This window comes from Planomicrobium okeanokoites, assembly GCF_003428875.1.
Classification (GTDB): domain Bacteria; phylum Bacillota; class Bacilli; order Bacillales_A; family Planococcaceae; genus Planococcus; species Planococcus okeanokoites.
Genome location: NZ_QQRS01000001.1, coordinates 793,283 through 813,031, shown reverse-complemented (window position 1 = coordinate 813,031; position 19,749 = coordinate 793,283). Strand labels below are relative to the sequence as shown.

Sequence of the window (19,749 nt, the reverse complement as noted above, 5' to 3'; positions counted from 1 at the left end):
TAAATAACTGCAGACTTGGTACAATTAACTGAACATCCAGGAAAAGTTGTGAATATATGAAACCTATCAAACCAGTTTATGAAAATATAAAAAAAGAATTGGATTCCATCCGGGAAGGCATCAACCTGATCGCTGTCACAAAACAGGTCGGTATCGAACGCACGAAGGAAGCGATTGAAGCCGGCATCCAGCATTTAGGGGAAAATCGTCCTGAAGGATTTCAAAAGAAATTCGAAGCGATTCAGCATGGAGCGGAATGGCATTTCATCGGCAATCTTCAAAGCCGGAAAGTTAAGGAAATCATCAATGATATCGATTATCTGCATTCATTGGACCGTTTAAGTCTTGCAAAAGAGATCCAAAAACGTGCAGAGCATGTCATCGATTGTTTTGTTCAAGTAAATGTGTCGAAAGAAGACAGCAAAAGCGGAATCCTTCCGGAAGATACGCTTGATTTCATCAAAACATTGGAGCAATATGATAAAATTAATGTAGTAGGCTTAATGACAATGGCCCCGAATGTCGAAGATGAAGAAGTCTTGAGAAAAGTGTTCCGTGACTTGAAGGCCTTGCAGCTGGATGTCGCTGAACGGGAATGGCCGCATGCCCCGTGCACAGAAACTTCAATGGGCATGTCCAATGATTATTTGATAGCAGCGCAGGAAGGGGCGACTTTTGTTCGCATCGGGACTGCATTAATAGGTTCAGAAAGTGAGGCAGAATGATGAGCATTAAAAATTCATTCAAAAATTTCTTTTATTTAGAGGAATATGAAGAAGATCAGCCGCAGCAGCAAAACCAGCAGGCTACCCGTCAAGAGCAGCCAGCCAGCCCTGAAATCCGTAAATCACCAAAAGAGCGCCGCCAAAAAGCTACAGAAGCAAACGTCCCTAATTTGGTCAGCTTGCAGACTGCAGCTTCAAAATCTTCCAAAGTCCATTTGGCGGAACCGCGTGTATACGCTGAAGCCCAGGATATTGCAGAACATTTGAAAAGCAAACGTGCTGTAGTAGTCAACTTACAGCGTATCGAAAAAAGCCAGGGTCTTCGGATCATCGACTTTTTGAGCGGTACTGTCTATGCCCTTGGCGGCGATATCCAGCGCATCGGAACGGATATTTTCCTTTGTGTACCTGACACAGTGGAAGTGGACGGCGCCATTTCCGATTTCTACTACGATGAAGAACAATAAAAGAGGTGCATAAATAACTGATGGCATATATTGAATTGTTTATATTAACTGCTGTAAATATCTACTTCTATCTGATTATTGCCAGCGTCCTGATGAGCTGGATTCCGAGCATCAAAGAATCACGGTTCGGCCAGTTCATTACCAGCCTAACGGATCCATACCTGGACATTTTCAGAAGATTCATCCCGCCGCTTGGCATGATCGACATCTCGCCAATCATCGCCATCTACACATTGCTATTAGCAAGCAGAGGGATTTCAGTATTATTCGGAATGCTTTAACCATAACCTCACATAAAGTGGGGTTTTTTTCTTGATAAAAGATTAATTCGGAAAGGAGCAGCCCTATGGACTCCATATTTCAGCATTTCAGAAAAGAAGAACAGCAATTCATCGAGCAGGTTTCAGGCTGGATGAATGAAGTCGAAGACCGCTATACGCCTAAACTGACGGACTTTTTGGATCCACGTGAACGATTCATCGTTAAATCGGTGCTTGGGTCGAACGAAATCCGTATGGAATCACGCGGTTTGTTTCCGGATGCAGAACGCCAACGGGTTTTATTGTACCCATCTTATTACGAACCGACCGACGAGGATTTCGATATCACCGTCTTCGAATTGAAGTATCCGGTTAAATTCGTCACGCTGCGCCACCCGGATATCTTGGGATCGCTGATGTCAGTCGGACTCGACCGCAGCAAATTCGGCGATATCCGGATCGACGGCGAAAGGATCCAATTCGCTGTGGCGGATGAAGTAAGCCTGTATCTGCAAACCAATTTCGTTTCAGCGGCAAAAGTGAAAGTGCAATTGATCGAAGTGGACGACGTATCCGAAATGATTACAGCAACGGAAGAATGGCATGAAGAATCCCATACTGTCAGCTCGATGCGTCTCGATACAGTGATGAGTTCCGTCTATAATATATCGCGCCAAAAAGCTGCAGCTTTGATTCACGGCGGCAAGGTGAAAGTGAATTGGACGGTGCAGGAACAGCCGTCGTTCGAATTGCATGAGTCGGACATGATTTCGTCGAGAGGATTCGGCCGGATCAAGGTCCTCATGATTGAAGGCAGAACGAAGAAAGACAAAGTTCGGCTCCAGATCGGACGGTTGGAACAACGGAAATAGCCCGCGCATGGAATATTAAAAATTATACTGATATTTCATGCAATGGGCGGTATAATGGAAAGTAACAAACATAATTTAAGGAGAGTGCACTGAATGCCATTGTCCCCGTTGGATATACATAATAAAGAATTCAGCAAGGCGTTTCGCGGATACCAGGAAGATGAAGTGAACGAATTCCTGGATCAGATCATCAAGGATTACGAAATCCTGCTGAAAGAGAAAAAAGACCTTGAAGAGCGTTTGAAACAAACCGACGAACGTGTCGGCCATTTCACGACAATCGAAGGGACGTTGCAGAAATCGATTGTGATCGCCCAGGAAGCAGCGGAAGAAGTACGCCGCAATTCGCAAAAAGAAGCGAAGCTCATCGTCCGCGAAGCGGAAAAGAATGCAGACCGCATCGTCAACGAATCTTTGACGAAAGCGCGTCGCATCGCGATGGAAATCGAAGAGTTGAAGAAACAGTCGAAAGTTTTCCGCAACCGTTTCAAAATGATTGTGGAAGCGCAGCTTGACCTGATCGACACAGACGACTGGGAATCGTTGATGGAGTATGACGTCGATACGACGACACTTGATAAACTGGAAGACAATAACGAAGACTACCGTCCTTGACTAAGAGGGCAACACTCTTTATAATTACGGCATACTAGCAACAGCAATTATATGATCCAATGCGTTGACGGAGACAGTAAGCATAGCTGATTCAGGAAAGCGAGCCGGGGACAGTGGGAGCCCGGTGCTGAAAGCTATGAAGAAAATCACTCCTGAGCAGAACCGGGGAAAACCAGTAGCCGGTTCCGTTTCGCCACGATACGGCGTTCGAGTGGCAGTTTTCTAAAACTGCAACAAGGGTGGTACCGCGAGTCTGGCTTCTCGTCCCTTTCCAGGGATGGGGGGCTTTTTATTATGCTTACAGGAGGAATTTTGATGGATTACAAAGACACATTATTGATGCCGAAAACAGATTTTCCGATGCGCGGCAATTTGCCGAACCGGGAACCTGAATTGCAAGCTAAGTGGGAAGAAATGGAAATTTATAAAAAAGTTCAGGAACGGACGAAAGATCTGCCGTTCTTCGTCCTGCACGATGGACCGCCATACGCCAATGGCGACTTGCATATGGGCCATGCACTGAACAAAGTGCTGAAAGACATGATTGTGCGTTCACGTTCAATGATGGGCTTCAACGCACCGTACGTTCCAGGCTGGGATACACACGGCCTGCCGATCGAACAGGCTTTGACGAATAAAGGCGTAAACCGCAAAGAAATGACATTGGCGGAATTCCGCAAGTTATGTGAAGAATACGCTTATGAGCAGATCGACAGCCAGCGCAGCCAGTTCAAACGCATTGGTGTACGCGGCGATTGGGAAAATCCCTATGTCACATTAAAACCATCCTATGAAGCACGCCAAATCGAAGTGTTTGGTGCGATGGCGAACAAAGGCTATATCTATAAAGGGTTGAAACCCGTTTACTGGTCCCCTTCAAGTGAGTCTTCACTTGCAGAAGCGGAAATCGAATATCACGATAAGAAATCTCCATCCATCTATGTTTCATTCGCGGTGACAGACGGTAAAGGCGTTCTTGCTGAAGGAACGAAATTGATCATCTGGACAACGACGCCATGGACGATTCCTGCAAACCTTGGAATCACGGTCCATGAGAAATTGGATTATGTGGAAGTGGAAGCGAAAGGCTCCCTTTACGTGATTGCACGTGAACTGCTCGATGAAGTCGCTTCTGAACTGGGCTGGGAAGATCCTAAAGTCGTGCGTGAAATGAAAGGTGCGGAGCTTGAAAATATCCTGACGAAGCATCCATTATATGACCGTACATCGCTTGTGATGCTCGGCGACCATGTTACTGTCGATTCAGGGACAGGCTGCGTTCATACAGCACCTGGCCACGGGGAAGATGACTTTTTGGTCGGTAAAAAATACGGCCTTGACGTTCTTTGCCCGGTCGATGAAAAAGGGGTCTTTACAGAAGAAGCTCCAGGATTCGAAGGCCAGTTCTACGATAAAGCCAATAAAGCGATCACTGAAGCATTGGACGCTGCAGGAGCTCTAGAAGCTTTGACGTTCATCACGCACTCGTATCCGCATGACTGGCGCACGAAAAAGCCGGTTATCTACCGTGCAACTGCACAATGGTTCGTATCGATTGATGCATTCCGCGATAATATCCTGAAAGCGATCAATGAAACAACGTTCACGCCGGCATGGGGCGAAACGCGACTGTTCAATATGCTGCGCGACCGCGGTGACTGGAACATTTCACGCCAACGCGTCTGGGGCGTGCCGATTCCGGTATTTTACGCAGAAAATGGCGACCCGATCATCACCGAAGAAACAATCGCGCATATCGCCGATTTGTTCCGTGAACACGGATCGAATGTCTGGTTCGAACGTCCGGCTGCAGAACTGTTGCCGTCAGGATTCGAACATCCGAGCAGCCCGAACGGCATCTTCACGAAAGAACTCGATATCATGGATGTCTGGTTCGACTCAGGATCATCCCATCAGGCAGTGCTTGATGAGCGCGACGATCTTCAATACCCGGCAGATCTTTATCTTGAAGGTTCTGACCAATACCGCGGCTGGTTCAACTCTTCGCTGACAACAAGTGTAGCAATCAACGGAATCGCGCCATATAAAGGCGTATTGAGCCATGGCTTTACACTCGACGGCAATGGCCGCAAAATGAGTAAGTCTCTCGGAAACGTCATCGTTCCTGCAAAAGTGATGAACCAGATGGGTGCCGATATTCTTCGCCTGTGGGTTGCGTCCGTCGATTACACGGCTGATGTCCGCGTATCTGATGAAAACTTCAAACAAGTTTCAGAAGTATATCGCAAAATCCGCAACACGCTGAAATTCCTTCACGGAAATCTTGCTGATTTTAATGAAAAAGAAGATCGCGTCGCTTACGAAGACATGCGTGAAATGGATCAGTATATGGCAATGAAATTGCAGAAAATGATTGAGACAGCCCGTAAAGGTTATGAAAACTACGAGTTTGCGACAATCTACAATGCTTTGAATAATTACTGTGCGAACGATTTGAGTTCATTCTATCTGGATGTTGCAAAAGACGTCGTTTATATCGAAGCAGCCGACCATCCGCATCGCCGCGCAATGCAGACGGTCATGTTCGATTCATTGATGGCCATCCTGAAATTAGCGTCGCCGATCATTCCGCATACAGCTGATGAAATGTGGTCGTATCTTGGATTTGTCGAAGAAGACAGCGTCCAGTTGACGGACTTCCCGAAAGTTGTGGAAAACAGCAGCTTCAAAGATCTTGAAGTGAAATGGGAGAAATTCATGGATGTCCGTGATGATGTACTGAAAGCATTGGAAGAAGCGCGTGCAGCGAAGACAATCGGTAAATCGCTGGAAGCGAAAGTCACAGTTTACGGTTCAGAAGAAACGAAAAATCTTCTGGCGTCTGTCGATGACAATGTAGCGCAGCTGTTGATCGTGTCCAACTACGAGTTTGGCGGATCGCCTGACAATGCGCCGGCTGATGCTCTTGTCTTGAACAACGTGACAGTTGCCGTCCAAAAATCACAAGGTGAAAAATGTGAACGCTGCTGGACAATCTCTGACAAAATCGGTGAAAGCGAAGCCCATCCGACACTATGCCCGAGATGTGCGGATGTTGTGGAGAAGCATTATAGTTAATGTAAAGCGATGAGGCATTGTTCAGATACCGCTTCGACGCTTTGGACAAGACTCCCACACTAAGCCGAGAAAACCACTCGTCTTAGTGCTTCGTCCAGTCCTGAGCCGCGTCAGCGCTGAGAGTAGTCTCTAAAGATATGGAGCAAAACAGCGAAGACTCCCAGGGGAATAGTAAAGGAGTTGGCTTTCCAACTCCTTTACGAGCGAAGTGTTGAGATCCACTCGGGCGACGGGTACCTAGCCCGAGTTAGCTCAGCGCGAGCCCCCAGGAAAGCGCAGCTGTTTTGCGGAATATCGGTTATAAAATTAGCAAATAAATTTTTGAGGTCTGGAGAACCGGAAAGCCGGCTCTCCAGGCCTTCACTTTTTTGTGGCGGATTGTGTTAAAATAGAATGACAGATGATTTGACGGGGGAAACATATGTTTATTTATTATGCAATTGCAGCGGTAATTATAGCAGCAGACCAATTCACAAAATGGCTGGTCCTGCAGAACATGGAAATCGGGGAAAGAATTCCAGTCATTGAGCCTTATCTCGGCTGGCTGTCGCATCGCAACAGAGGTGCTGCCTGGGGGATGCTTGAAGGACAGATGTGGCTGTTTGCCATCATCACCATTGCGGTGATCGCGGGAATCCTCTATTATTTCCATAAGCACGCCAAAGGACAGCCGCTGTTCCAGCTGAGCCTCATGGTGATCCTCGGCGGCGCAATCGGGAATTTCATCGACAGGATGCTTCGCGGCGAAGTCGTCGATTTTGTGGATGTCCTGATTCCGGTCATCAATTACGACTTTCCAATTTTTAATATTGCCGACGCTGCACTGACAATCGGGGTTATCCTGATGATCATATTCGTGATCTATGACGAAAAACAAGAAAAGAAAAAGGTGTCTTAATGGAAGATTTAACTATACAGGTAACAGAAGAAATGGCGGGACAACGAATCGACAAAGCAGTTTCTGCTATGGATGAAGACTGGTCGCGTTCACAGATTGCCAATTGGGTGAAAGACGGGGCAGTCCGGGTCAATGGCCAGATAGTCAAACCGAATTATAAAGTGCGTCTTGAAGACGTCATCATCGCCACACCGCCGATTCTTGAAGAATTGGATGTTGTACCGGAAGATTTGAATTTGGAGATTGTCTATGAAGATGCTGATGTACTGGTCGTCAACAAACCGAAAGGCATGGTCGTCCATCCGGCGCCTGGCCATTCGCATGGTACGCTGGTCAACGGTCTTATGCATCATTGCACCGACTTGTCCGGCATCAACGGCATCGTACGTCCAGGAATCGTCCACCGGATCGATAAAGATACATCCGGTTTGCTGATGGTCGCAAAAAATGACGCGTCGCATACTTCACTGGTCAATCAATTGGTCAGAAAAAGTGTGACCCGTAAATATATTGCGCTTGTACATGGCCATATCCCCCATGACAAAGGAACAATCGAAGCACCGATTGCACGCGATCCGAAAGAGCGCCAGAACATGGCTGTTGTGGATAAAGGCAAGCATGCGGTGACGCATTTCCGCGTTCTTGAGCGTTTCGGTGATTTCACATTGGTCGAATGCCGTCTTGAAACAGGGCGCACGCACCAGATCCGTGTCCATATGAAATATATCGGCTATCCGTTAGTCGGCGATCCGAAATACGGACCGAAGAAAACAATGGATATCGGCGGCCAGGCGCTTCACGCGGAAGTGATCGGTTTTGATCATCCGAAAACGGGAGAATACATGGAATACTCGGCGGAAATGCCTGAGGAATTTGCAGAACTTCTGGAATCTCTTCGCAAGAAGGATTGACAAAACCCGAAGTTGTTCTTTATACTTGAAAAAACCAATCGAATAACAACACCTTTAAAAACAGTCCAGAGAGGCTGAGAAGGTATTTACGCAAGCCGGAAGTCTGTCTTCCGTGCTGGAATTTTCTGCGCATATATCCTCCTGCCCTCTGGCAGGAGGTTTTTTATTTGCCTAAAAGGAGAGAAGAATATGGTGGAAAAAGCGGACATTCTGGACGAGCAGGCAATGGCAAGAGCCATCACACGGATCGCCCATGAAATTATCGAACGCAATAAAGGAATCGATGACATCATCCTAGTCGGCATCAAAACGCGCGGTGCATTCATCGCCAAGCGGCTGGCAGAAAAAGTTGAGAAGATAGAAGGCAAAGCCATCAAGACAGGAGAGCTCGATATCACATTGTACCGGGACGACTTGAGCGTCAAAAATACGAACAATGAACCGCTGGTACAACAGGTGGATATCAGCCACAGCATTGAAGGGCAGAAAGTGGTGCTGGTCGACGACGTGCTTTATACGGGACGGACGGTACGGGCGGCAATGGACGCGGTCATGGATATCGGCCGACCGGCACAGATTCAATTGGCAGTGCTGATTGACCGGGGACACCGGGAGCTGCCGATCCGATCGGATTATGTCGGAAAGAACATCCCGACTTCCAGCAACGAACGCATCGTTGTCGAGATGAAGGAAAGCGACGGCAAAGACCGCGTGGCCATACACGAATAGTAGAGAGAGACGGGGGAGAAAGATTTGAGCGAAGCAGTACTCGATATACAGGATAAACCAAAAACCGGCCAGTGGATTTCACTGAGCCTGCAGCATATGTTCGCCATGTTCGGCGCAACGATTCTTGTCCCGCAGCTGGTCGGACTGAGTCCGGCAATCGCGCTTCTTACAAGCGGCATCGCCACCATCATATTTGTACTGATCACACAGTTTAAAGTGCCAGCATATCTGGGGTCATCTTTCGCCTTTATCGTGCCGATACAGGTTGCAACCGAATCAGGAGGCATCGGCTCAGCGATGATTGGCGCCATGTTCGTTTCTGCTGTGTATGCGCTCGTATCGCTGATCATCTGGAAAACCGGCTATCTCTGGCTGATGAAAATCTTGCCGCCGATCGTAGTCGGACCGGTCATTATCGTAATCGGACTGGCTTTGGCAGGGACTGCAGTAGATATGGCAATGACCATTCCGGCGGCAAACAATACTTCGGAATACAGCTTGCTGCACTTTTCAGCAGCGATCGTCACTTTAATGACTGCCATCATCTGTACGATTTACTTTAAGAACATTATCTCCCTGATGCCGATCCTGATCGGTTTACTGGTAGGGTATGCCTACTCTGCCGCCATCGGCATCATTGATTTCACGAAAATCGGGGAAGCAAGCTGGTTTGCGGTGCCGGACTTTTTGATACCGGGTGTCGATTATTCTTTCCAGGTCACACCGACTTTATTGTTCATCATGGTGCCGATCGCCATCGTTACAATATCGGAACATATCGGCCACCAATTGGTACTTGGCAAAATCGTTGACCGGAATTACATAAAAGATCCGGGGCTTCACCGCTCGATACTGGGCGACGGTCTTGGAACATTTATTTCTTCATTGATCGGCGGTCCGCCGAAAACGACATACGGGGAAAACATCGGCGTCCTTGCCATTACCCGCGTATACAGTGTCTACGTCATCCTAGGTGCAGCGGTATTCGCCATCGTCTTCTCTTTCGCAGGGAAACTGATGGCTGCCATCGAAACGATTCCTACCGCTGTGCTTGGCGGGATTTCAATCCTGCTGTTCGGGATCATCGCTTCATCCGGCTTGCGGATGCTGGTGGACAACAACATCGACTTCGGCAATAAACGCAATCTGGTCATTTCATCGGTCATCCTGGTTATCGGGATCGGCGGTGCGAGACTGGAGTTCAGCGAAACCTTCGTTATCGAAGGAATGGCGCTGGCGGCTATCATCGGAGTGATCCTGAACCTGGTGCTGCCGGGGCTGGAAAAGCAAGAACTTGACGACGGAACTGAATAATCACCTTTTAATGAATGTCCAGAGAGGCATGGAAAGGGTTGAATGATAAGGGCGAAGTATGCCCTTGTTTCCTCACACCTTCCTGCTCTCAGGAAGGTGTTTTTTGATGGAAGGGGACGGGAATATGCCGAATTTATTGACCATGAACACGTTGACGAATGAATCAATACTGAATTTGATCGGGCGCGCGGCCGCTTTTGAAAAAGATGAAGAGCTGAAACTTGGCGGAACAATCGCCAATCTGTTCTTTGAACCGAGCACCCGCACGAAGATGAGTTTTGAAATGGCGGAGCATAAACTGGGGATTGCGGCATTGCCTTTTGAAACGGGATTTTCCAGTGTCCTGAAAGGCGAAACGCTGTACGATACGGTGAAGACGCTGGAAGCGATCGGAGTAGACGCGGTGGTCATCCGCCACAGCGAAGAAGAATATTACCGGCAGCTTGAAGGAATCCGGCTCGCGGTGATCAACGGCGGTGACGGCTCAGGGCAGCATCCGACACAATCACTGCTCGACCTGTACACGATACAGCAGGAATTCGGCGGCTTTGAAAATCTACACGTGACGATTGCAGGCGACATCGCACATAGCCGCGTGGCGAAATCGAACGCCGCAGCGCTCAAGCAATTGGGCGCCAAAGTAAGTTTTGTCTGTCCGCCGGAATGGAGCGGGGGGTATGAAACTTCAGACCGCTTGGATGATTATATAGAAGAAACGGATGTGCTGATGCTGCTTCGCGTCCAGCACGAGCGCCATACGGGCGGACAATCAATGACAAAAGAGCAATATCATCAAAGCTACGGGCTGACGGTCGAACGTGAAAAGAAGATGAAGAGTTCGGCGATCATCATGCATCCTGCCCCCATTAACAGAGGTGTCGAAATTGCCGACAGCCTGGTCGAATGTGAACGTTCCCGGATCTTCAAACAAATGGCAAACGGAGTTTTTATCCGGATGGCCGTTCTGGAATACGCAATGAAAGGGAGAGATTGAGAGATGAATTTATTCATTGAAAATGTAAACATGCTGCAAGACGGAGAATTGGTTCCGGTGAATATCCGGGTCGCTGATGGAAAGATCCAGGAAATCGGAGCAGAGCTTACCGCACAGGGAGAAGAAGTGATTGACGGCAAAGGCCGGATGGTTGCACCAGGATTTGTTGATGTCCACGTTCATTTGCGTGAACCGGGCGGCGAACAGAAAGAGACGATCGAAAGCGGGACAAAATCAGCGGCTAAAGGCGGTTACACCACCATCTGCGCAATGCCGAATACGCGTCCGGTGCCGGACACGAAAGAAAACCTCCAGCACGTCAACGGATTGATCGAAAAGAATGCGCACATCCGGGTTTTGCCGTATGCTTCCATCACGATTCGCGAAGCAGGAAAAGAACGGACGAATTTAAATGAACTGAAAGAAAATGGCGCTTTCGCGTTTACAGATGACGGGGTCGGAATCCAGGAAGCGGGCATGATGTTCGAAGCGATGAAAGATGCCGCAGCCATCGATATGCCAATTGTCGCCCATTGTGAAGACAACAGCCTGATATACGGCGGAGTGATGCATGACGGCAAGCGCAGCCGCGAACTGGGCTTGAAAGGCATTCCGTCCATCGCGGAATCGGTCCACATCGCGCGCGATATCCTGCTGGCGGAAGCGGCGGGCGCACATTACCATGTCTGCCACGTTTCGACAAAAGAATCTGTACGAGTGATACGCGACGCAAAACGCGCAGGCGTTAAAGTGACAGCGGAAGTGACGCCGCACCATCTCCTGCTGAAGGAAGACGATATTCCGGGAGATGACGCCAATTACAAGATGAATCCGCCGCTGCGCGCTAAAGAGGATTACGAAGCGCTGCACGAAGGATTGCTTGACGGCACGCTCGATTTTATTGCCACGGATCATGCGCCGCACACGGCTGATGAAAAAGCGAACGGCATGGGTAAGGCGCCGTTCGGCATCGTCGGATTCGAAACAGCGTTTCCGCTGCTTTACACAAATTTCGTGGAGACCGGCAAATGGACGCTTGAGCAATTGATCGACTGGATGACCCGGAAACCGGCGGAAGTATTTGGCTTACCGTATGGCACGATGAAAATTGATCAGACAGCGGATCTGGTGCTGCTAGACCTCGAAAAAGAGCAGAAAATCGACCCGGAACAATTTTTATCAAAAGGGAAAAACACACCATTTGGCGGCTGGCAGTGCAAGGCTTGGCCGGCAATGACCATATTCGGCGGTAAAATCGTTTGGCAGGAGGAGGCTCATCAATGAAACGTTATTTGATTTTGGAAGATGGCACAGTATTTGAAGGTACAGCATTCGGAAGCGACGATGCATCTGTAGGTGAGATCGTCTTCAACACGAGCATGACGGGATACCAGGAAATTTTATCAGATCCTTCGTACTGCGGACAGATTGTCACGATGACTTACCCGTTGATCGGCAATTACGGCATCAACAGCGATGACTTCGAATCGATCGAACCGGCAGTCAAAGGGATGGTCGTGCGCGAACTGGCGGAATTCCCATCGAATTTCAGAAGCAAATCGACGCTTTGTGAGCTGTTCAAAACCAAAGGCATCCCAGGAATTTCGGGAATCGATACACGCAAACTGACGCGTCTCATCCGCTCAAAAGGTTCCATCAAAGGCATCCTGACAGCAGCCGGAGAAGAAGTGGATGTTGAGGAAGTCGTAAGCAAGCTGAAAGTGACGCCTCTCCAGACGGACCAGGTCGCTCAAGTGTCGACAGTCCGCCCATATCCGAGCCCGGGACGTGGCAAACGCGTCGTATTGATTGATTACGGAATGAAACACGGCATTCTGCGCGAGCTCAATAACCGTGATTGTGATGTCATCGTCGTTCCTTATAATACAAGCTCGCAGGAAATTCTGGCATGGGGACCGGACGGCGTCATGCTGTCGAACGGACCGGGAGACCCGAAAGACGTCGAAGAATGCGTCCAAGTGGTAGGTGAATTGCTCGGCCAAGTGCCCGTCTTCGGAATCTGCCTCGGCCACCAATTGTTTGCGCGGGCGTGCGGAGCGGATACGTTCAAACTGAAATTCGGCCACCGCGGCGGCAACCATCCGGTACGAAACCTGGAAACCGGAAAAATTGAAATCACTTCCCAGAACCATGGCTACGCAGTGGATGAAGGTACATTACAGGGCACACGTTTGAAAGTAACGCACCAGGCTTTAAACGACGGCACGAATGAAGGGCTGTCCCATTTGGATTACCCGGCTTTCACCGTCCAATACCATCCGGAATCCTCACCAGGACCGGAAGATTCCAATTACCTGTTCGACCGTTTTATTGAAATGATGAGTGCAAATCGAAAGGAGCAGCAATATGCCTAAAAGACAAGACATCCAAAGTATCCTCGTAATCGGGTCCGGCCCGATCGTCATCGGACAAGCTGCCGAATTCGACTATGCCGGTACACAGGCGTGTTTGGCCCTTAAAGAAGAAGGTTACCGCGTCATCCTGATCAACTCGAATCCGGCGACCATCATGACAGATACGGAAATCGCCGATAAAGTCTATATTGAACCGATCACCCTGGAATTTGTCAGCCGCATCCTCCGAAAAGAACGTCCGGACGCAGTACTGGCAACACTGGGTGGGCAGACAGGTCTCAATATGGCGATTGAACTGGATGAATCCGGAATCCTCGATGAACTTGGAATTGAAATTCTCGGTACGAAATTGGAAGCGATCCACAAAGCGGAAGACCGGGACCTGTTCCGTACGTTGATGAATGAACTTGGGGAGCCGGTTCCTGACTCCGATATCATCCACAACCTGGATGAAGCGAAACGATTTGTCGAACGCATCGGCTACCCGGTGATCGTCCGCCCTGCATTTACAATGGGTGGCACAGGCGGCGGGATCTGCCATAACGATGAGCAATTGAAGGAAATCGTCTCAAGCGGCTTGAAATACAGCCCGGTGACACAATGTCTTCTTGAAAAATCAATCGCCGGCTTCAAGGAAATCGAGTATGAAGTGATGCGTGACGCCAACGACACAGCCATTGTGGTCTGCAATATGGAAAACATCGACCCGGTCGGCATCCATACAGGAGATTCCATTGTCACAGCACCGAGCCAGACCCTGTCTGACCGCGAATACCAGATGCTGCGCAATGTATCATTGAAAATCATCCGCGCCTTAAAAATCGAAGGGGGCTGCAACGTCCAGCTGGCACTCGACCCGGACAGCTTCAATTACTACATCATCGAAGTGAATCCACGGGTCAGCCGCTCATCAGCCCTCGCTTCAAAAGCGACAGGCTATCCGATCGCCAAACTGGCGGCGAAAATTGCTGTCGGTCTGACGCTCGATGAAATGATGAACCCGGTGACAGGGCGCACATACGCAGCGTTCGAACCGGCACTTGATTACGTCGTTACGAAAATTCCGCGCTGGCCGTTCGATAAGTTCGAAGCGGCAAAACGCAATCTTGGTACACAAATGAAAGCGACCGGCGAAGTTATGGCAATGGGCCGTACTTTTGAAGAGTCGATCCTGAAAGCGGTCCGTTCACTCGAGACCGGTCAATTCCATCTCGACTTGAAAAACGCGGATGCCATGAGCGATGAATGGATCGAAAAACGGATCCGCCGAGCGGGTGATGAGCGCCTGTTCTTTATTGGCGAAGCATTGCGCCGCGGGGTGACGATTGAAACAATTCACGACTGGAGTAAAATCGATCTGTTCTTCCTGACAAAGTTCCAGAACATCGTTCAGTACGAACAGGTGCTGGCAGAACAGCCATATGATTTCGATACGGCGAAAAAGGCGAAACGAATGGGCTTTGCAGACCGCACCATCGCGAAACTGTGGAATACGACAGAACAGCAGGTCTACAACTGGCGCAAGGAGCAGAAATTGATGCCGGTCTATAAAATGGTCGACACATGCGCCGCGGAATTTGAATCGGAAACACCTTATTTCTACGGTACTTTCGAAGACGAAAACGAATCCATCCGCACCGACAAGGAAAGCGTCATCGTGTTGGGATCAGGCCCAATCCGGATTGGGCAAGGAGTGGAATTCGATTACGCAACCGTGCATTCCGTCTGGGCCATCAAAGAAGCGGGCTACGAGGCGATCATCATCAATAACAACCCGGAAACGGTCAGCACGGATTTTTCGATCTCCGATAAACTGTATTTCGAGCCCCTGACAATTGAAGATGTCATGCACATTGTCGATTTGGAACAGCCAAAAGGCGTCGTGGTGCAATTCGGCGGACAAACGGCCATCAACCTGGCTGAAAAGCTGGAACAGAACGGCGTCAAAATTCTCGGGACGACGCTTGAAGACACAGACCGCGCAGAAAACCGCAATAAGTTCGAAGCGGCATTGAATGAAATCGGCATCCCGCAGCCATTGGGCAAAACAGCGGTATCGAAAGAAGAAGCAGTGGTCATCGCTAATAACATCGGTTATCCGGTATTGGTTCGGCCATCCTACGTGCTCGGCGGCCGGGCGATGGAAATCGTCTATAACGAAAAAGACCTGAACCATTATATGGAACATGCTGTGGAAGCGAGCCCGGAGCATCCGGTGCTGGTCGACCGCTATCTGACAGGCATTGAAGTCGAAGTGGATGCTATCTCTGACGGTGAAAACGTATTGATCCCTGGGATCATGGAACACATCGAACGCGCCGGCGTCCATTCGGGTGATTCGATCGCGGTTTATCCGACACAAAACATTTCCCAGGAATTGCTGGATACACTGGTGGATTACACAACGCGACTGGCAAAAGGCTTCAACATTGTCGGCTTGCTGAATATCCAGTATGTCATATCAAAAGGCGATGTGTTCGTCATCGAAGTCAACCCACGCTCAAGCCGGACGGTGCCGTTCACGAGCAAAATCATGTCAATTCCGATGGCCAATATCGCCACCAAAGCGATCCTCGGGCAAAGCATCATCGACCAGGGCTATACGCCAGGACTTGCGCCTCGCGTCAATGGCGTCTTTGTAAAAGTTCCAGTCTTTTCATTTGCGAAGCTGCGCCGGGTCGACATTACTTTAGGGCCTGAAATGAAATCGACAGGGGAAGTCATGGGCAAGGACACGACACTCGAAAAAGCGCTGTATAAAGGATTGGCGGCTGCCGGAATGGAAATCAAAGATCACGGGACGGTCTTGCTGACGGTGGCGGATAAAGATAAAACGGAAGCGGTCGGACTTGCCAAACGCTTCAAATCAATCGGCTATCAGATCATGGCGACCGGCGGAACAGCTGCGGCTTTTGAAGAAGCGGGAGTTGCGGTTGCACCGATTGGCAAAATCGGAGCTGAAGGCAGAACCTTGCTCGATGTTATCCAAAGCGGCGACGCACAGATCGTCATCAACACATTGACCAAAGGCAAACAGCCAGAACGTGACGGATTCCGGATACGCCGGGAATCAGTGGAAAATGGCATTCCTTGCCTGACTTCACTTGATACAGCTGCTGCCATGCTCCGTGTTATCGAATCGATGACATTTTCTGCAGAAGAAATGGGGGCGGGCAGATGATCAAACAAGAACGGATGAAAGTGGTCGACCAGCAATCCATTGCCAAGCATATTTTCGAACTGACGGTTGAAGGCAGCTTGGTCGATGAAATGGCAGAGCCTGGGCAATTTGTCCACGTCCGTGTGGCGGACAGTTTTGAACCATTGCTGCGCCGGCCAATTTCCATCGCTTCCATCGATAAGGAAAGCAAGCGGTTCACAATGATTTACCGAGCAGAAGGACGCGGCACACAAATCCTGGCTGACAAAAGAGCCGGGGACGAAATTGATGTGCTGGGCCCGCTCGGCCACGGCTTCCCAGTGGAACAGGCAGAGAAAAAAGCCTTTCTGATTGGCGGGGGCATCGGTGTGCCTCCCCTCTATGAATTGGCGAAGCAATTGAACAGCCGCGGAATCGAGACGGTCCATATTTTAGGCTTTGAAAGCAAACAGGCGATATTCTATGAAGAAAAATTCAAAGCACTGGGTGACACCCATATAGCGACAGTTGACGGTTCACACGGCACGGAAGGATTTGTTACGCATATCCTGAATGAATTGCCGCATGATTTCGATACGTATTTCAGCTGCGGACCGACCGCCATGCTTGAAGCGGTGCAATGGGCATATCCGCAGAAGAGAGGATTTCTCTCCTATGAACAGCGGATGGGCTGCGGCATCGGCGCTTGTTTTGCCTGTGTCTGCCGGACAACCAAATCAGAAACGGATTATATCAAAGTCTGCTCGGACGGACCTGTATTTCCAGCGGGAGTGGTGATTTCATGATTGATATGACAGTAAAGATCCCTGGACTCGAATTAAAAAATCCGATCATGCCGGCATCCGGCTGCTTCGGTTTCGGTAAAGAATATGCCCAGCTGTATGACCTTTCACAGCTCGGCGCCATCATGATCAAAGCGACAACGGTGGAAACGCGGCTCGGCAATCCGACGCCTCGTGTGGCAGAAACTTCATCCGGCATGCTGAATGCGATCGGGCTTCAAAATCCTGGACTGGAAAGCGTCTCTAATTCCGAACTGCCTTGGCTGGAACAATTCGATGTGCCGATCATCGCCAATGTTGCGGGTACGACAACAGAAGATTACGTGGAAGTGGCGCGTGAAATCTCAAAAGCAACAAATGTACACGCACTTGAAATCAATATTTCCTGTCCGAATGTCAAAAAAGGCGGCATCACATTCGGCACCGATCCCGCAGTCGCGAGAGAATTGACAAGAGCCGTGAAGGAAGTTTCATCTGTTCCGGTCTACATCAAGCTGTCACCGAACGTGACGGACATCGTATCAATTGCCAAAGCGGTCGAAGAAGGCGGAGCAGACGGCATCACGATGATCAACACGCTGCTCGGAATGCGGCTCGACCCGAAAACCGGGCGTCCGGTCATCGCCAATATTACAGGCGGTTTATCAGGTCCTGCCATCAAACCGGTGGCTCTCAGAATGGTCTACGAAGTCAGCAAGCAAACTCAGTTGCCGATTATCGGCATGGGCGGCGTCACAGACGTTGATGACGTCATCGACTTTCTGTCCGCAGGCGCCAGTGCAGTAGCAGTTGGAACAGCCAATTTCGTCAACCCATTCGTATGTCCGGAAATCATAGGCAAATTGCCGGAGCGGCTTCATGAACTGGGATACGATTCAATCCAGGAGCTAATCGGAAGGAGCCACCGTCTATGAGAAATGAAAGACCAATCATCGCTTTGGATTTTCCAGCGAAAGAGCAGGCATTGCAATTTTTGGGACAGTTTGAGGAAAGTCTCTTCGTGAAAGTCGGTATGGAATTGTTCTATCAGGAAGGACCGGAGCTCGTACGTGAAATCAACCGACTCGGCCATGACATCTTCCTGGATTTAAAACTGCACGACATTCCGAATACCGTGGAATCCGCGATGCGGGGAATCGCTAAATTGAATGTTGCCATGGTCAATGTCCATGCGGCAGGAGGCATCGAGATGATGCGAGCTGCCAAACGCGGACTCAAAGGCAGTGATACGCAATTGATCGCTGTGACACAATTGACGTCAACCAGTGAAGAACAGATGCAAAGGGAGCAAATGATCTCTGCGAGTCTGGAAGAATCCGTCGTCCATTATGCAAGATTGGCAGATGAAGCGGGACTTGACGGAGTGGTCTGCTCCGTCCATGAATCGGAAGCGATTGGCGACGCATGTGGTGAAGAATTCTTGCGGGTTACACCGGGTATTCGCCCGGCACAAGCTTCTGTTGATGACCAAAAGAGAGTTGCGACGCCTGCAGAAGCGAGCAGACAGGGCTCGACACATATTGTCGTCGGACGTGCCATCACAAAAGCGGCAAATCCGAAAGACAGTTACAATCAAATTCGAGCGGAATGGAGTGGTCAATGATGAAGAAGGAAACAGCCAAGCATTTATTGGATATCGGCGCAGTTGAATTACGTCCCCAGGATCCATTCACATGGGCATCCGGCATCAAATCACCTATTTACTGTGACAACCGCCTGACGATGTCATATCCGAAAGTGCGCAAGGAAATCGCCAAAGGACTCGCTGCCAAGATCAAGGAATTCTACCCGCAATGCGAAATCGTGGCAGGCACAGCAACGGCCGGTATTCCGCATGCGGCATGGGTCAGTGACCTGCTGGAGCTGCCGATGGTCTACGTAAGGTCCAAGCCGAAAGAACACGGCCAAGGCAATATGGTCGAAGGCAAAGTGGAACCCGGCAAAAAAGTCGTAATAGTAGAAGACCTGATTTCTAAAGGCGGCTCGGTGATCCAAGCTGCACAAGGCTTGCAGCAGGCGGGCTTCGAAGTGCTCGGCATCGTCGCTATTTTTACATACGATCTTCCGCAATCTGTCGAAGCGATTGAAGCGGCAGGTCTCACATTCCACACGCTCACCGACTTCCCGGCACTTGTTGAACAAGCGGCAAGTACAGGAGCAATCGAGCAGGCGGATTTGCCGATGCTACGGGAATGGCATGAAGGATTAAAGGCAGGAACATTGAAGGGCTGACCATGTGGTCGGCTTTTTCTTTTGGGAAGAATTTTTGAGGGTGGAGCGAAGAATTGAAGTTTAAAATAATCAAAACTCCATTTTTGTTCGTAAATGTATGTGAGGGGTTGCCAACGTTCGCAAAGTGAATTGATATGTTTACGAAAGCTCAATTTGCCGTATTTAAGCTGGTTTAAAAGTGTTCAGAAAAGTGTACTTTTGCGAACGCAATACCCCCAAAAATTATTTAATCTTTTTAAAAGTTTTAGCTATACTTAATATGCAAGCTGAAAAAGTTGTATAAATAGCTTCGGAAGAATGCATTTACTTCTTTCTCCAAAACTTATAAAAAATATGG

General features: G+C 49.2%; 18 protein-coding genes and 1 other annotated feature. All 18 genes read left to right on the top strand.

Annotated features, from left to right (window positions below):
* Positions 1–56 precede the first annotated feature (56 nt).
* The 18 genes from D2910_RS04135 (at position 57) to pyrE (ending at position 19,412) form a co-directional block, all read left to right on the top strand.
* Positions 57–725: a YggS family pyridoxal phosphate-dependent enzyme gene (locus D2910_RS04135; protein WP_117312477.1), complete on the top strand. Its 669-nt coding sequence runs from the start codon at positions 57–59 to the stop codon at positions 723–725.
* Entirely contained in the window at positions 725–1,192 is a 468-nt protein-coding gene (locus tag D2910_RS04130; RefSeq protein ID WP_084245006.1) for a cell division protein SepF, read from the top strand. Before D2910_RS04135 ends, D2910_RS04130 begins: the two co-directional genes overlap by 1 nt.
* 20 nt (positions 1,193–1,212) lie before the next feature.
* A complete protein-coding gene (locus D2910_RS04125) occupies positions 1,213–1,473 on the top strand; it encodes a YggT family protein (protein ID WP_084245008.1) in 261 nt (86 codons plus the stop codon).
* Between the two features lie 65 nt (positions 1,474–1,538).
* Positions 1,539–2,324 (top strand): YlmH family RNA-binding protein, encoded by a 786-nt coding sequence (locus tag D2910_RS04120; RefSeq protein WP_101801996.1) that lies wholly within the window; start codon positions 1,539–1,541, stop codon positions 2,322–2,324.
* A gap of 93 nt (positions 2,325–2,417) precedes the next feature.
* Positions 2,418–2,939 carry a DivIVA domain-containing protein gene (locus D2910_RS04115; protein ID WP_084245012.1) on the top strand — a complete coding sequence of 174 codons (522 nt, stop codon included), beginning with the start codon at positions 2,418–2,420 and terminating at the stop codon, positions 2,937–2,939.
* A gap of 55 nt (positions 2,940–2,994) precedes the next feature.
* Positions 2,995–3,211: a binding site (T-box leader), on the top strand.
* Between the two features lie 43 nt (positions 3,212–3,254).
* On the top strand, positions 3,255–6,017 hold the full coding sequence (gene ileS, locus D2910_RS04110) for an isoleucine--tRNA ligase (protein ID WP_117312476.1): 2,763 nt from the start codon (positions 3,255–3,257) through the stop codon (positions 6,015–6,017).
* Positions 6,018–6,438: 421 nt separating this feature from the next.
* A complete protein-coding gene (lspA, locus tag D2910_RS04105) occupies positions 6,439–6,915 on the top strand; it encodes a signal peptidase II (RefSeq protein WP_101801998.1) in 477 nt (158 codons plus the stop codon).
* On the top strand, positions 6,915–7,826 hold the full coding sequence (locus tag D2910_RS04100; protein ID WP_101801999.1) for an RluA family pseudouridine synthase: 912 nt from the start codon (positions 6,915–6,917) through the stop codon (positions 7,824–7,826). Before lspA ends, D2910_RS04100 begins: the two co-directional genes overlap by 1 nt.
* A 192-nt stretch (positions 7,827–8,018) precedes the next feature.
* Positions 8,019–8,555, top strand: a complete 537-nt coding sequence (gene pyrR / locus D2910_RS04095; RefSeq protein WP_280522408.1) for a bifunctional pyr operon transcriptional regulator/uracil phosphoribosyltransferase PyrR — start codon at positions 8,019–8,021, stop codon at positions 8,553–8,555.
* Positions 8,556–8,579: 24 nt separating this feature from the next.
* Entirely contained in the window at positions 8,580–9,869 is a 1,290-nt protein-coding gene (locus tag D2910_RS04090; protein ID WP_084245022.1) for a solute carrier family 23 protein, read from the top strand.
* Between the two features lie 124 nt (positions 9,870–9,993).
* Positions 9,994–10,863 (top strand): aspartate carbamoyltransferase catalytic subunit, encoded by an 870-nt coding sequence (locus D2910_RS04085; protein ID WP_117312596.1) that lies wholly within the window; start codon positions 9,994–9,996, stop codon positions 10,861–10,863.
* 3 nt (positions 10,864–10,866) lie between these two features.
* Positions 10,867–12,147, top strand: a complete 1,281-nt coding sequence (locus tag D2910_RS04080; protein ID WP_117312475.1) for a dihydroorotase — start codon at positions 10,867–10,869, stop codon at positions 12,145–12,147.
* Positions 12,144–13,238, top strand: coding sequence for a carbamoyl phosphate synthase small subunit (locus D2910_RS04075; protein ID WP_117312474.1), 1,095 nt, complete (start codon positions 12,144–12,146; stop codon positions 13,236–13,238). The genes D2910_RS04080 and D2910_RS04075 overlap by 4 nt, the downstream gene beginning before the upstream one ends.
* A complete protein-coding gene (gene carB, locus D2910_RS04070; RefSeq protein ID WP_117312473.1) occupies positions 13,231–16,419 on the top strand; it encodes a carbamoyl-phosphate synthase large subunit in 3,189 nt (1,062 codons plus the stop codon). Before D2910_RS04075 ends, carB begins: the two co-directional genes overlap by 8 nt.
* Positions 16,416–17,183, top strand: coding sequence for a dihydroorotate dehydrogenase electron transfer subunit (locus D2910_RS04065; protein WP_117312472.1), 768 nt, complete (start codon positions 16,416–16,418; stop codon positions 17,181–17,183). The genes carB and D2910_RS04065 overlap by 4 nt, the downstream gene beginning before the upstream one ends.
* Positions 17,180–18,094 (top strand): dihydroorotate dehydrogenase, encoded by a 915-nt coding sequence (locus tag D2910_RS04060; RefSeq protein WP_117312471.1) that lies wholly within the window; start codon positions 17,180–17,182, stop codon positions 18,092–18,094. The genes D2910_RS04065 and D2910_RS04060 overlap by 4 nt, the downstream gene beginning before the upstream one ends.
* Entirely contained in the window at positions 18,091–18,783 is a 693-nt protein-coding gene (pyrF, locus tag D2910_RS04055) for an orotidine-5'-phosphate decarboxylase (protein WP_117312470.1), read from the top strand. The genes D2910_RS04060 and pyrF overlap by 4 nt, the downstream gene beginning before the upstream one ends.
* Positions 18,783–19,412, top strand: a complete 630-nt coding sequence (gene pyrE / locus D2910_RS04050; RefSeq protein WP_117312469.1) for an orotate phosphoribosyltransferase — start codon at positions 18,783–18,785, stop codon at positions 19,410–19,412. The genes pyrF and pyrE overlap by 1 nt, the downstream gene beginning before the upstream one ends.
* The last annotated feature ends 337 nt before the right edge of the window (positions 19,413–19,749 follow it).

What these genes read in the sequence shown, in the direction of transcription:
- D2910_RS04135 (WP_117312477.1), top strand. Translation starts at nt 57, where the DNA reads ATGAAACCTATCAAACCAGTTTATGAAAATATAAAAAAAGAATTGGAT.
- pyrF (WP_117312470.1), top strand. Translation starts at nt 18,091, where the DNA reads ATGAGAAATGAAAGACCAATCATCGCTTTGGATTTTCCAGCGAAAGAG.
- ileS (WP_117312476.1), top strand. Translation starts at nt 3,255, where the DNA reads ATGGATTACAAAGACACATTATTGATGCCGAAAACAGATTTTCCGATG.
- D2910_RS04125 (WP_084245008.1), top strand. Translation starts at nt 1,213, where the DNA reads ATGGCATATATTGAATTGTTTATATTAACTGCTGTAAATATCTACTTC.
- D2910_RS04060 (WP_117312471.1), top strand. Translation starts at nt 17,180, where the DNA reads ATGATTGATATGACAGTAAAGATCCCTGGACTCGAATTAAAAAATCCG.
- D2910_RS04075 (WP_117312474.1), top strand. Translation starts at nt 12,144, where the DNA reads ATGAAACGTTATTTGATTTTGGAAGATGGCACAGTATTTGAAGGTACA.
- pyrE (WP_117312469.1), top strand. Translation starts at nt 18,783, where the DNA reads ATGAAGAAGGAAACAGCCAAGCATTTATTGGATATCGGCGCAGTTGAA.
- D2910_RS04130 (WP_084245006.1), top strand. Translation starts at nt 725, where the DNA reads ATGAGCATTAAAAATTCATTCAAAAATTTCTTTTATTTAGAGGAATAT.
- D2910_RS04080 (WP_117312475.1), top strand. Translation starts at nt 10,867, where the DNA reads ATGAATTTATTCATTGAAAATGTAAACATGCTGCAAGACGGAGAATTG.
- D2910_RS04120 (WP_101801996.1), top strand. Translation starts at nt 1,539, where the DNA reads ATGGACTCCATATTTCAGCATTTCAGAAAAGAAGAACAGCAATTCATC.
- lspA (WP_101801998.1), top strand. Translation starts at nt 6,439, where the DNA reads ATGTTTATTTATTATGCAATTGCAGCGGTAATTATAGCAGCAGACCAA.
- D2910_RS04085 (WP_117312596.1), top strand. Translation starts at nt 9,994, where the DNA reads ATGCCGAATTTATTGACCATGAACACGTTGACGAATGAATCAATACTG.
- D2910_RS04065 (WP_117312472.1), top strand. Translation starts at nt 16,416, where the DNA reads ATGATCAAACAAGAACGGATGAAAGTGGTCGACCAGCAATCCATTGCC.
- D2910_RS04100 (WP_101801999.1), top strand. Translation starts at nt 6,915, where the DNA reads ATGGAAGATTTAACTATACAGGTAACAGAAGAAATGGCGGGACAACGA.
- carB (WP_117312473.1), top strand. Translation starts at nt 13,231, where the DNA reads ATGCCTAAAAGACAAGACATCCAAAGTATCCTCGTAATCGGGTCCGGC.
- D2910_RS04115 (WP_084245012.1), top strand. Translation starts at nt 2,418, where the DNA reads ATGCCATTGTCCCCGTTGGATATACATAATAAAGAATTCAGCAAGGCG.